General features: G+C 65.3%; 13 protein-coding genes. 7 read left to right on the top strand and 6 right to left on the bottom strand.

Going from position 1 to position 11,428, the window contains the following annotated elements:
• Window positions 1-115 precede the first annotated feature (115 nt).
• Together JVX91_RS13465 and tsaA are read left to right on the top strand one after the other, a co-directional pair.
• Entirely contained in the window at window positions 116-889 is a 774-nt protein-coding gene (locus tag JVX91_RS13465) for an SDR family oxidoreductase (RefSeq protein WP_205339681.1), read from the top strand.
• 57 nt (window positions 890-946) lie between these two features.
• Complete coding sequence (gene tsaA, locus JVX91_RS13460) at window positions 947-1,645, top strand: tRNA (N6-threonylcarbamoyladenosine(37)-N6)-methyltransferase TrmO (RefSeq protein WP_205339680.1); 699 nt, start codon at window positions 947-949, stop codon at window positions 1,643-1,645.
• An 8-nt stretch (window positions 1,646-1,653) separates the two neighbouring features.
• On the opposite strand, the gene JVX91_RS13455 is transcribed toward tsaA, so the two are convergent.
• Window positions 1,654-1,956: a putative quinol monooxygenase gene (locus JVX91_RS13455; RefSeq protein WP_205339679.1), complete on the bottom strand. Its 303-nt coding sequence runs from the start codon at window positions 1,954-1,956 to the stop codon at window positions 1,654-1,656.
• 60 nt (window positions 1,957-2,016) lie between these two features.
• On the opposite strand from JVX91_RS13455, the gene JVX91_RS13450 reads away from it, so the two are divergent.
• Window positions 2,017-2,430 (top strand): VOC family protein, encoded by a 414-nt coding sequence (locus JVX91_RS13450; protein WP_205339678.1) that lies wholly within the window; start codon window positions 2,017-2,019, stop codon window positions 2,428-2,430.
• Window positions 2,431-2,717: 287 nt separating this feature from the next.
• Here the strand turns inward: JVX91_RS13450 and fpr are convergent, their stop codons facing one another.
• Complete coding sequence (gene fpr, locus JVX91_RS13445; protein WP_017517998.1) at window positions 2,718-3,494, bottom strand: ferredoxin-NADP reductase; 777 nt, start codon at window positions 3,492-3,494, stop codon at window positions 2,718-2,720.
• A gap of 222 nt (window positions 3,495-3,716) precedes the next feature.
• On the opposite strand from fpr, the gene JVX91_RS13440 reads away from it, so the two are divergent.
• Window positions 3,717-4,643 carry a LysR family transcriptional regulator gene (locus JVX91_RS13440; protein ID WP_205339677.1) on the top strand — a complete coding sequence of 309 codons (927 nt, stop codon included), beginning with the start codon at window positions 3,717-3,719 and terminating at the stop codon, window positions 4,641-4,643.
• Between the two features lie 146 nt (window positions 4,644-4,789).
• Here JVX91_RS13440 and JVX91_RS13435 read toward each other — a convergent pair whose 3' ends face one another.
• On the bottom strand, window positions 4,790-5,161 hold the full coding sequence (locus tag JVX91_RS13435; RefSeq protein ID WP_205339676.1) for a diacylglycerol kinase: 372 nt from the start codon (window positions 5,159-5,161) through the stop codon (window positions 4,790-4,792).
• An 85-nt stretch (window positions 5,162-5,246) separates the two neighbouring features.
• A complete protein-coding gene (gene erdR, locus JVX91_RS13430) occupies window positions 5,247-5,897 on the bottom strand; it encodes a response regulator transcription factor ErdR (RefSeq protein WP_205339675.1) in 651 nt (216 codons plus the stop codon).
• Between the two features lie 263 nt (window positions 5,898-6,160).
• Here erdR and JVX91_RS13425 point away from each other — a divergent pair, with 263 nt between their 5' ends.
• Window positions 6,161-7,045, top strand: a complete 885-nt coding sequence (locus JVX91_RS13425; RefSeq protein ID WP_205339674.1) for a DMT family transporter — start codon at window positions 6,161-6,163, stop codon at window positions 7,043-7,045.
• 203 nt (window positions 7,046-7,248) lie between these two features.
• On the opposite strand, the gene JVX91_RS13420 is transcribed toward JVX91_RS13425, so the two are convergent.
• Entirely contained in the window at window positions 7,249-7,965 is a 717-nt protein-coding gene (locus JVX91_RS13420; RefSeq protein WP_205339673.1) for a tRNA-uridine aminocarboxypropyltransferase, read from the bottom strand.
• Window positions 7,966-8,290: 325 nt separating this feature from the next.
• On the opposite strand from JVX91_RS13420, the gene JVX91_RS13415 reads away from it, so the two are divergent.
• Window positions 8,291-8,698, top strand: a complete 408-nt coding sequence (locus JVX91_RS13415) for a quorum-sensing-regulated virulence factor family protein (RefSeq protein WP_205339672.1) — start codon at window positions 8,291-8,293, stop codon at window positions 8,696-8,698.
• A gap of 9 nt (window positions 8,699-8,707) precedes the next feature.
• Window positions 8,708-8,923, top strand: coding sequence for a DUF3820 family protein (locus JVX91_RS13410; RefSeq protein WP_017518005.1), 216 nt, complete (start codon window positions 8,708-8,710; stop codon window positions 8,921-8,923).
• Window positions 8,924-8,961: 38 nt separating this feature from the next.
• Here JVX91_RS13410 and JVX91_RS13405 read toward each other — a convergent pair whose 3' ends face one another.
• On the bottom strand, window positions 8,962-11,367 hold the full coding sequence (locus JVX91_RS13405) for a xylulose 5-phosphate 3-epimerase (RefSeq protein WP_205339671.1): 2,406 nt from the start codon (window positions 11,365-11,367) through the stop codon (window positions 8,962-8,964).
• Between the last annotated feature and the right edge of the window lie 61 nt (window positions 11,368-11,428).

Below are 11,428 nucleotides of genomic sequence, written 5' to 3'. Positions count from 1 at the left end.
ACGTTAAGGAAATGAGGAAACGAAGTGATGCGCCGCCATTTCCCGACTGGATAGTGCTCGGAGCGCTTCGCCGATCCCGCTAGGGTGGGGTGAATTTCGCAGCCAGGAGAGGCTCATGCACCGCTACTTTTCCCTCGAAGGCAAGACCGCGCTGGTTACCGGCGGCACCCGCGGCATCGGCCGGATGATCGCCCAGGGCCTGCTCGAAGCCGGCGCCCGCGTCATCATCTGCGCCCGTGATGGTGCTGCCTGCGCGGAGACCGCCGCCGAGCTGTCGCAGTACGGCGAGTGCATCGGCCTGCCCGCCAACCTCGCCACCGAGGAAGGCGCCCGCGCCCTGGCCGGCGAGTTGAACGAGCGCCTCGACCACCTCGACATCCTGGTGAACAACGCCGGCACCAGCTGGGGGGCACCGCTGGACACCTATCCGGTCGCAGGCTGGGAAAAGGTCATGCAACTCAACGTCACCGCCGTGTTCAGCTGCATCCAGCAATTGCTGCCGCTGCTGAAGAAAGGTGGCAGCGCGCAGAGCCCGGCACGGGTAATCAACATCGGTTCGGTGGCGGGCATCACCTCCCATGGCGAGAACGCCTACGCCTACGGCCCGAGCAAGGCCGCGCTGCACCAACTGTCGCGCATGCTCGCCCGCGAGCTGGTGGGCGACCACATCAACGTCAACGTCATCGCCCCCGGCCGCTTCCCCAGCAAGATGACCCGCCACATCGCCAACGACGAGCAGGCCATGGCCGAGGACACCGCCGTCATCCCCATGCGCCGCTGGGGCCGCGAGGAAGAAATGTCCGCCCTGGCGATCAGCCTGGCGAGCGCCGCCGGCGCCTACATGACCGGCAACATCATTCCCATCGACGGTGGCTTCCACCTCGGCTGAAGCCCGCTTCGAGGGGAATCGGGTACCATGGCGGCCCCTGCAATAGCCTGTGCCGCCATGTCCCACGCCATCTCGCCCATCGGCCACGTCCGCTCCTGCTTCATGGAGAAGTTCGCCATCCCGCGCCAGCCGCAACTGGCTCCGGCCGCGACCGGCGTGCTGGAACTGCTGCCGCCGTTCGACACGGGCGATGCGGTGGAGGGCCTGGAGCAGGTCAGCCACATCTGGCTGATCTTCCTCTTCCACCAGGCACTGGAAGACAAGCCGCGGCTCAAGGTGCGTCCGCCGCGTCTGGGCGGCAACCAGTCGATGGGCGTCTTCGCCACCCGCGCCACCCACCGCCCCAACGGCCTCGGCCAATCCGTGGTGAAGCTGGAGAAGGTCGAGCCCGGCCGGCTCTGGCTGTCCGGCATCGACCTGCTCGATGGCACGCCGGTGATCGACATCAAGCCTTACGTTCCCTACGCGGACATCGTGCTCGATGCGCGCAACGCCATTGCCGACGCCCCGCCCGCTCCGATCGCCGTGCACTGGAGCGACGACGCCCTGCGCCAGGCCCACGAACACGGCCTGCGCCTCGGCCAGCCGGTGCGCGAACTGGTCGAGCAATGCCTCGCCCAGGACCCGCGCCCGGCCTACCAGAAGCCGCCGCCCGAACGCCGCTACGGCGTGCGCCTGTGGGACCTCGACGTACACTGGCACTACCCCGCCGACGGCGAGATCCGCGTGCTGGACCTGCAACGCGCCGCCGACTGAAGCCTGCGTCAATCCACCGGATTGAGGGCAATCACATCGCTCTCGAAGCACTCCTGCTCGACGATCAGCGGCTCCACCAGCGGGCGGCTATCGCGGAAGTGCGCGGTTTGCGTGTGCGCCTCGTAGGCCGCGTCGTCGCGGTAGATCTCGTAGAGGTAGATCACGTCTGGATCGAGGCGATCCTGGGACACATCGAAGACCAGACAGCCCGGCTCGCTGGACACGGAAGCAGCGGCGTTGGCCTTGATGGCGTGGAGGAAATCCTCGGAGCTGCCGGGCTTCACGCGGGTCTTGATGAACAGACTGTACACAGGGCGTTCCTTTTGTTTTAAATTTGAAAACAAATTGTATACAAAAAAGGAACCGCGTCCATGTCCGATCTCCCTGCCCGCCCCGGCCGCCTCAACGGCCTGCGCCATCTCGCCCTGCTGGTGCCGAACCTGGAAGAGTGCGAGCGCTTCTACGTCGATGTGCTCGGCATGGAGGTGCTGAACCGTGCCAACGAGGACCTGGTGTACCTCACCTGCGGCAACGACAACCTCTCGCTGGGTCGCGGCTTCGGTGCCGCCAACGGGCTGCAGACCATGGATCACTATGGTTTCGTGGTGGACAGCGTGGAAGAGCTGGAAGCCTGGTACCAGTACTTCAAGGCGCGCGGCGTGACACTGCTCGACCACCCCTTCGACCATGGCGACGGCGCGCGCAGCTTCCACCTGCTGGACCCGGCGGGGAACAAGGTGCAGCCGCTGTATCACCCGGCGGTGTCGGGGCAGCGGTTGGTCTGAAGGAACACATCGGCTGTAGTTGCGGTGCTAGCGTCTGCCCCTCACCCCAGCCCTGGCTGCGCGCCCCGCTCAAAGGGAGAAGGGGCAATCCGAGCCGACTGACGCAGCAGTTTCATCCTGCACCGCCCGGTCCCCTCTCCCTCCGGGAGAGGGTTAGGGTGAGGGCAATCCCGCACACCGATTTCCCCTGTGGTAATTCGCACCTCTGGCGGAAAATGCAGGCCATAAAAAACGCCGCGCTCCCAAGGGAATCGCGGCGTTCTTTCGACTGAACCGTCGGACGCTGCTTACTTCTCGACGAAGGCGCGCTCGATCAGGTAATCGCCCGGCTCGCCCATGCGCGGGGAGATCTGCAGGCCAAAGCTGTTCAGCACTTCGCTGGTCTCGTCGAGCATGCTCGGGCTGCCGCAGATCATGGCGCGGTCGTCCTGCGGGTTCATCGGCGGCAGGCCGATGTCGGCGAACAGCTTGCCGCTGCGCATCAGGTCGGTCTGACGGCCCATGCTGTGGAACTCTTCACGGGTCACCAGCGGGCAATAGATCAGCTTCTCTTTCACCATGTCGCCGAAGTATTCGTGCTCGGGCAGGACCTTGGTGATGAAGTCCGCGTAAGCGAGTTCACTGACCCAACGTACGCCGTGGACCAGGATGACCTTCTCGAAGCGCTCGTAGACTTCCGGGTCCTGGATGACCGACAGGAACGGCGCCATGCCGGTGCCGGTGCTCAGCAGGTACAGGTGCTTGCCGGGCTTGAGGTCATCCAGCACCAGGGTGCCGGTGGGCTTGCGGCTGACCATCAGCTCGTCGCCTTCCTTCAGGTGCTGCAGACGCGACGTCAGCGGACCGTCCGGGACCTTGATGCTGAAGAACTCCAGGTGCTCTTCGTAGTTCGGGCTGGCGATGCTGTACGCGCGCATCAGCGGACGACCGTTGACTTCCAGGCCGATCATCACGAACTGACCGGTCTTGAAGCGCAGACCCGGGTTACGGGTGGTCTTGAAGCTGAAGAGGGTGTCGTTCCAGTGGTGCACGCTGAGAACGCGCTCGGTGTACAGGTTGCTCATCAAGGACTCCTAGGAGAAACGTGGCGCACCCCAGCAGATCCCGGACGTAGCGCAATTGCGCGACATTTTATAGGCGGCGACAATATCCGCAAAATAAATTATCTGGATATTGCTAATCCAAAACGCAGATAAGGCCATGTCATGTCGCCGCGAAAGGATACCTTCGGGTCTTTCCTACTCCGGGGTGACGAAATGTCGCGCAGCCCTTTCCGGAGCCCATCCATGAAATTCACCCTGCGCCAGCTCGAAGTCTTCGTCGGCGTCGCCCAGCAGGAAAGCGTCTCCCGCGCGGCCGAGATACTGGCCATGTCGCAGTCCGCCACCAGTACCGCGCTGGGCGAGCTGGAGCGGCAGTTCGACTGCAAGCTGTTCGACCGTTCCGGCAAGCGCCTGACCCTCAACGCCCTCGGCCGCCAGTTGCTGCCCCAGGCGGTTGCCCTGCTCGACCGCGGCGGCGAGATCGAGAACATGCTCAACGGCAAGAGCGCCTTCGGCTCGCTGGACCTGGGCGCCACGCTGACCATCGGCAACTACCTGGCCACCCTGCTGATCGGCACCTTCATGCAGCGCCAGCCGGATTGCCGGGTGCGCCTGCACGTGCACAACACCGCCCATGTCGTGCAGCGCGTGGCGCATTACGAGCTGGACCTCGGGCTGATCGAAGGCGACTGCCAGCACCCGGACATCGAGGTGCAGCCGTGGATGGAGGACGAACTGGTGGTGTTCTGCGCGCCGCAGCATCCGCTGGCCCGCGAAGGTCGCGCGGACCTGGCGCGGCTGATCGAAGAGGCATGGATTCTGCGCGAACAGGGCTCAGGCACGCGGTTGACCTTCGACCAGGCCATGCGTCATCACATCGAGCCCTTGAACGTGCGGCTGGAGCTGGAACATACCGAGGCGATCAAGCGCGCCGTGGAGTCGGGCCTGGGCATCGGCTGCATCTCGCGCCTGGCCCTGCGCGACGCTTTCCGCCGCGGCAGCCTGGTCCCGGTGGAAACCCCGGACCTGGACCTGCGCCGGCAGTTCTACTTCATCTGGCACCGGCAGAAGTACCAGACCGCGACCATGCGCGAGTTCCTCGAACTCTGCCGCAGCGAAACCGCCGGGGTGACGCGCAGCGAAGACATCATCCTGCCGATGATTCCCTGAAACGCCCTTGATCCCGTAGGAGCGGATCTTATCCGCGATCCGGCCGGCAGGCCGGTTCAGGTTGTCCCGGCTGCGCCGGGATTTCGCGGAGAAGCTCCGCTCCTACGAAAGCAGGTCCGATGCGCCTGGCGATCCGCCCAGCGCCTTTAGCCCAGCAGAATGCCCGCCCAGGTCACGGTGATGATGGTCAGGGCTACGAACTGGGCGGCGCTGCCCATGTCCTTGGCGTTCTTCGACAGCGGGTGGCGCTCCAGGGAAACCCGGTCCACCACCGCCTCGATGGCGGAGTTGAGCAGCTCGACGATCAGCGCCAGCAGGCACACCGCGATCATCAGGGCGCGCTCGCCACGGGTGACGTCGCAGAAGAACGACAGCGGAATCAGGATGACGTTGATCAACACCAACTGACGGAACGCGGCCTCACCCTTGAAGGCGGCGGCGAAGCCCGCCAGGGAATAACCGGTGGCATTGAGGACACGTTTCAGGCCGGTCTGGCCTTTGAAAGGGGAAGCGGACACAGGCAGTTCTCACACAAAGGGACGCGGCACTCTATACCAGCGCTCGTCAAAAAGGGGTCAAGCGATTCGACAGGATGTGACAGCGTCAGGCCCCCGGGACGGACTCCATCTGCTGCAGCAGCAATGCCGCCTGGGTGCGGGTGCGCACGTTGAGCTTGCGGAAGATCGCCGTGACATGGGCTTTCACCGTCGCCTCGGAAACGCTCAGTTCGAAGGCGATCTGCTTGTTCAGCAGGCCTTCGCAGACCATGGTCAGCACGCGGAACTGCTGCGGCGTGAGGCTCGCCAGGCCGGCGCTGGCGGCACGGACTTCTTCGCTCATGGTGGTCACGGCGTCCACCTGCGGCGGCCACCAGACATCACCGTCGAGCACCGCACGCACGGCCTGCTGCAGCACGCTCAGCTCACTGGATTTGGGGATGAAACCGCTGGCGCCGAACTCGCGGGAGCGCTGCACCACGGCGGCGTCTTCCTGGGCCGAGACCATCACCACCGGAATCTGCGGGTACTGCCCGCGCAGCAGTACCAGCCCGGAGAAGCCGTAGGCGCCGGGCATGTTCAGGTCCAGCAGCACCAGGTCCCAGTCCGCCTTCTCGTTCAGGCGCGCCTCAAGCTCCGCGATACTCGCCGCCTCCGACAGTCGCGCCTCGGGACCCAGGCCGATGGTCAGGGCCTGGTGCAGGGCACTGCGGAACAGCGGGTGATCGTCAGCGATCAGGATCTCGTAGGAAGCCATGGATAGTCCTTGAAGGCCGCGCCGAAGTCTCGCCGTGGATAACAGCCAGACCTGCGCAGGAAAGATCGGAGCACGGATAGAGCACTGGTTCGCGCATTGTACTGAATCTCGCGCGCACGCGCGCCCCGCGAATGCGCCTCCGGGCTGCCTGCCCAGGCCCGAACGACGCACCTGCCAGTGTGCCCGCCGAGAAGTCTCTCCCCTTTCCAAAGCCTGAGCGTTACGGCAGAGTTCCGCTTTTTTACCTGCCGTTCGAGAACACGATGAAAAGCCAAGCGCTGCGCGCCGATTTCCTGATGCTGTTTACCGCGATGATCTGGGGGGTGTCCTTCGTCGCTCAACGGCTCGGGATGGATGCCATCGGCCCCTTCCTCTATACGGGCCTGCGCTTCGCCCTTGGCGCCGTGGCATTGCTGCCGCTGCTGGCCTGGTCGAGCAAGCGCGGCGCCCAGCCGTTCAATCGTGGCCTGATCCTCGCGGGCCTGGCCATCGGCACCGCGCTGACCGTGGGCATCAACCTGCAACAGGTCGGCCTGATGTTCACCAGCGTCACCAACTCCGGCTTCATCACCGGTCTGTACGTGATCATCGTGCCGCTGCTGGGCCTGCTGATCGGCCATCGCGCCGGCATGGGCACCTGGATCGGCGCGGCGCTGGCCGTGACCGGCATGGCCATGCTGAGCATCGGCCCGAATTTCCACGTCGCCTCCGGTGATTGGCTGCAACTGACCGGTGCCTTCATCTGGGGTGGCCACGTCCTGCTGGTGGGCCTGTTCGCCAGCCGCTACGACCCGATTCGCCTGGCCTTCCTGCAATTCGTGACCTGCTCGGTGGTGAGCCTGATCCTGGCGGTGATCTTCGAGGAAATTCACTGGGACGCCATCGTCCAGGCCGGTCCCGCCCTGATCTACGGTGGCCTGTTCGGCGTCGCCACCGGCTTCACCCTGCAAGTCGTGGCGCAGAAGCATGCCATTGCATCGCACGCGGCGATCATCCTGTCACTGGAAGCGGTCTTCGCCGCCATCGCTGGCGCCATTTTCCTCAACGAAACCCTGCATCTGCGCGGCTACTTCGGCTGCGCGCTGATGCTGGCCGGCATGCTGGTGGCGCAGTTGTGGCCGAAGAAGGCCGAGGCCACGGCGGCCTGATCGAGGTTCCCGAGGTGCTCGTTGCAGGCGCCATTCGCGGACAAGGTCCGCTCCTACAAGGTCGAACAGAGGCCGGGGCGCATTCCAGACCATGAGCACGGGCATCGCTCAACCCCTGATCCTGCAAGGCGTTTAACTGTAGGAGCGGACCTTGTCCGCGATCCGCGTGGCGCCGCGGTAGTCCGGCGAGATGGCAGTCGAATCTAACGTTGGGTAAACGGCATCAACGCCTGATGCGCCGGGCTCTGCTCGTCCAGCGGCTGCTGGCGCTTGGAGCCCAGGTATCGTTCGCTGAACACGTCCAGGTAGGCATCCAGCGCATCGCCGGCGCGGCGGTCACCGGCCAGTCCCAGACACAGCGCGGCCACTTCGGCGGTGCACAGGTGCTCATCGAACTTGGAGCGGCGCAGGCGATAGCGTGACAGGGCGTCCGGCGTGATGCTGAGTACCGGGAAGCGGTCCAGGTACGGGCTCTTGCGGAACATCTTGCGCGCCTCGTTCCAGGTGGCGTCGAGCAGGATGAACAGCGGCCGCTTGCCATCCTGCGGTTCCACCGTGGTCACCACGCGCTCGGGCTGCACGAACTCGCCAGGGAAGACCACGTACGGCTGCCACTGCGGATCGTCGAGCAGCGCCAGCAGCGCCGGATCGACCTCGATGCGCGACCAGCCGAAGGCCCAGGTCTCGGGCACCGTCTCGGCAATCAGCCAGCCGGTATTGCTCGGTTTGAGCGGTTCGGTATCGAACATCACCAGGCACATGGCCGCGTTGGACTCGACCTGCGGGCGCAGGCCGCACATGCAGTAGTTCGGGCGTAGGCGGCAGCCGGGGCAGCGCGGCGAACGCGAGCCACGGGCCACGAAGGGCTTGAGGCAGCGGGCCAGGCGCTCATCGCGCAGGCGGGCGACGGCGTGGCTCATCGGGCCACCGGAAGGCGGAAAATCGGACGGTACATCGAAGGCTCGAACGGGACGGCGGTTGCGGGCTGCCGATTGTACCAGAGCCGCCGCCACCTCCCTGCAGGCAGGCCACAGGCTATGAGAGTGGCACCACTTGTCGCCATCAGCACAGGCGCGAGCCTCGCTCCCGCCTTTGACGGATTTGGCCGCCTGGCGGCGCGCTTCAGGCCTGAACCAACAGCTTCTCGGCACACGGGCCGTTTTAAGGGACAATAGGCGGCTGTAATGACCAGCGAACCCGGAAGGCTCGCCACGGTCGAATCGGCACCATTGTCAGGAGATGCCCATGTTGCGCCTCACCGCCCTCGCCCTCTGCCTCGTTCTTCCCGTCGCGCACGCCGCGTCGAAGAAGGACTTCGAACTGACCCAGACCCTGGAAAAGGTCGCCAAGGAAAGCAGCGAAGGCACCCCGCGCGCCATCAACGAGGACATCCTCGACCAGGGCTACACCGTTGACGGCCCACAGTTGATCAACCACCTGAGCGTGCGCGCCAGCCATGCCGAACGCATGCGCCAGAACCCCGATAGCGTGCGCAGCCAACTGGGTGACAGCGTCTGTAGCAACACCGCTTACCGCCAGTTGCTGGCACAGGGCGCGATCCTCACTTACAGCTTCACCGAGTACAAGACCAACGCCCCGGTCGCCACCGAGCGTTTCGACGCTGGCAGCTGCAAGATCAAGCTGAAGAAGTAAGCCGCGCCCATGCTCGACAAGGAACAGTTGCTGAAGATCGCGCGCACGCCGATGCCCTTCGGCAAATACCAGGGCCGCATGCTGGTGGACCTGCCGGACGAGTACCTGCTGTGGTTCTACAAGAAGGGCCAGTTCCCGCCCGGTGAACTGGGCCGGCTGATGCAACTGACCCTGGAGCTGAAGATCGACGGCCTCGATGGCCTGATCAAGCCGCTCAAGCGCTGATCCCTGCGCAACCGCCCGCTGGCGGTTGCGCCTCTCCTCTAGCGCAGGGCGTTCGGGCTACCCTTGCTCGCTACCGCCGCCGCTTCCTCGGGCGTCAGCAGCGCACTGCGCGGTACGTCCATCAGGCGCGCGCAAGCCGCCAGCACATGCGCCCAGGTGCAACGGTTGGCGAACAGCATGCCCGCCTCGTCCAAAGTCCCTCCCTGGTTGCGATAACCCAGCACCGCCGTCTTCAACGCATCCGGCAGGATCGGCCAGAGATGTCCGCGCGCCACTTCCGGGCGCATGTGCGTCAGCAGCACGCGTCGTTCGTAGTGATCAGGGAACAGCCGCGCGGCGAGCGATTCATCGGCCACCTCGCGCAACTCCCAGCTATCGCGCGGAGCCCGGAAGCGCCCCGGCTCCTGCAGGTACACCAGTCGATAGGGATAGCCCGCCTCCTCCAGTCGCGACGCGGCCCGGCGCATCTCCGCCAACTGATAACTACCGTTGGCGATCAACAGCAACGGATCGGCTCCCGGGTGCTCATCCATCAGCAGGGCGCCATCGCGAGCCAACTGCTCCGCCTGTGCCTGGTTGAACACCACCGGGCGCTCGCGCTTGGGCGCCACCATGCAGGTCAATTGGCCACGACTGAGGTAGATTCCCGGCAAAAGCGCCAGCAGGCTGTTGTGGTCGGCTGGGAACACCACCCGCACCATGTCGCTCATCTCGCCCAGCAGCGCCTCGCAGAACGTGGTGTCCTGGTGAGACTGCTGGTTCTTGCCGTTCTCCCAGGTATGCGACGTCGCCACCAATGGCCAGCCGAGCCAGCCGGCGGGACGCCCCGCCTCCTTCTGCTGGCGGGCGAAGATCAGCGTCTGCCGCACTGCGCCGAGCATCTTCACGCAGAAGGCTTCATAGCTGGCGACGAGGTTCAGTCCGCCCTGGTTGGCCAGGCAGGCCGACACCACCGCCTCCTCATTGAGCGCGGTGATCACCCGACCGTCCACGGCCTCAAGCTCGCTTTCCGGCTCGCTCACCCGATGCCGCAGCGCCTTGAGCACCCCGCCCAGCCGGTTGCTCGCCAGCTCGTCCGGGTTGCCGACACGGGCGCGCAAGTCAGGGTTGGCGCCGCACAGGTCCACGTAGAAGCGGTCTAGCGCAGCCATGGGCGAGCACTCGTCGCTACGGTAATGCAGTGGCGGAATCGAGGGCTCGATGGGACGGCGAACCGCCAGCGGATTATCCCGTTCCAGTACCCGGCCGCTGCGCGAGGCAGCGAAGAGACCGCAGGCGTCGGAAAGCTCTTGCGCATCGACCCACAGCGGCGCCGCGTGCTGGTTGAACAGCTCGCGCGCCTCGGCATCCGCGCTGGGATTGCCCGGCAGCGGCAGGTTATGCGCCGCATTGCTGCCGGCACCGAAGAAGCCGTAACCCTTGATCGTCTCGGCGATGCCATAGGGAATCGGCAACGGATAACGCAGGATGCCACGCGCCTTCTCCTCGACCCGATGCTGGAGGCGTTCCTCCATCTCCCACAGCGCGCAGACGAACGCCGCTGGGTCGCGCCCGTCGAAACTGATCGGATCGAAGCCACAACGACGCAGGTGCTGCTTGAAGCCCTCCAGACCCTCATGGGTGCCCAGGTCGGTGCGCTGCTCGATGCGCCTGCCGTTGGCGATCATCACGGGTAACGCCGTCCCGCAGTCTTCCGCACGCCACCAGCGAGGAATCCAGTCGCTGCCGCGCTGCTCCTCCGCGGCGCCGTCCGAGAGGAATGCCACCAGCGTCTCGCCGGGCAATGGCATGTGGGCATACATCAGTTCGGCGAAACCGAGGTAGCCGCCTTCGGCGACGCCACCGGCGGTATGCGGGTTCACATGGCTGCCCAGCGGCACAGCGACCTTGCCGTCGGGCGCCTGGGCATAGCTGTAGAAGTCCTGCAGCAGCCGATCCAGCCCAGCCTCGCCCTGGCCGTAGGCGGCTGCCTGCTCGGGATGCAGGTTGCCGGTCAGCACGTTGAGCGCGTCGATCGCCGCCACGCAGTGGCCCTGCCCCATCAACCAGCCGCGAGTCTTGCCGCTCAGTGCGTTAAGCGCCAGATAGCCCGCGTAGGCTGGCACCATGTTCAGCGCGCCGCCGGTGTGGCCCTCGGGATGCGCCTTGAAATCCTCGGCCCGCAGCGGGGCGCCATCGAGGCGGACACGCTTGGCGTAGGTCATGTGCGCCACCAGCCATAAGCCGGTGCAAGTCAGGCGATCCAGCGCAACGAACAACCGGTAAGCGCTGGCCAGATCCGGCTGCAGGCCGTACTGAACCAATTGATGTGCCATACGGAAGACCGCCGCCTGGGTCTGCGGGCTATGCTGAAGCGGACCACGGCCTCGCAGCCAGCGAGCATATTCCGGCTCGCTTGCCGCGTGGGCGGCAAGCTCCTCAGGACTTGGCAGGATCTGTGACATATCGGCTCTCCCTTGGTTATGCAGGAAAGTCTAGGTCGCCACAGATCGGACCGGCGCTGAC

Origin of the sequence: Pseudomonas sp. PDNC002 (genome assembly GCF_016919445.1) — a bacterium.
Classification (GTDB): domain Bacteria; phylum Pseudomonadota; class Gammaproteobacteria; order Pseudomonadales; family Pseudomonadaceae; genus Pseudomonas.
The sequence above is the reverse complement of the archived record's forward strand: the minus strand, read 5'-3'. Positions and strand labels throughout refer to the sequence as shown.

Coding starts and splice junctions, on each gene's coding strand:
- JVX91_RS13450 (WP_205339678.1), top strand. CDS start 2,017: ATGTCCGATCTCCCTGCCCGCCCCGGCCGCCTCAACGGCCTGCGCCAT.
- JVX91_RS13420 (WP_205339673.1), bottom strand. CDS start 7,965: ATGAGCCACGCCGTCGCCCGCCTGCGCGATGAGCGCCTGGCCCGCTGC.
- JVX91_RS13410 (WP_017518005.1), top strand. CDS start 8,708: ATGCTCGACAAGGAACAGTTGCTGAAGATCGCGCGCACGCCGATGCCC.
- tsaA (WP_205339680.1), top strand. CDS start 947: ATGTCCCACGCCATCTCGCCCATCGGCCACGTCCGCTCCTGCTTCATG.
- erdR (WP_205339675.1), bottom strand. CDS start 5,897: ATGGCTTCCTACGAGATCCTGATCGCTGACGATCACCCGCTGTTCCGC.
- JVX91_RS13440 (WP_205339677.1), top strand. CDS start 3,717: ATGAAATTCACCCTGCGCCAGCTCGAAGTCTTCGTCGGCGTCGCCCAG.
- JVX91_RS13405 (WP_205339671.1), bottom strand. CDS start 11,367: ATGTCACAGATCCTGCCAAGTCCTGAGGAGCTTGCCGCCCACGCGGCA.
- fpr (WP_017517998.1), bottom strand. CDS start 3,494: ATGAGCAACCTGTACACCGAGCGCGTTCTCAGCGTGCACCACTGGAAC.
- JVX91_RS13465 (WP_205339681.1), top strand. CDS start 116: ATGCACCGCTACTTTTCCCTCGAAGGCAAGACCGCGCTGGTTACCGGC.
- JVX91_RS13415 (WP_205339672.1), top strand. CDS start 8,291: ATGTTGCGCCTCACCGCCCTCGCCCTCTGCCTCGTTCTTCCCGTCGCG.
- JVX91_RS13425 (WP_205339674.1), top strand. CDS start 6,161: ATGAAAAGCCAAGCGCTGCGCGCCGATTTCCTGATGCTGTTTACCGCG.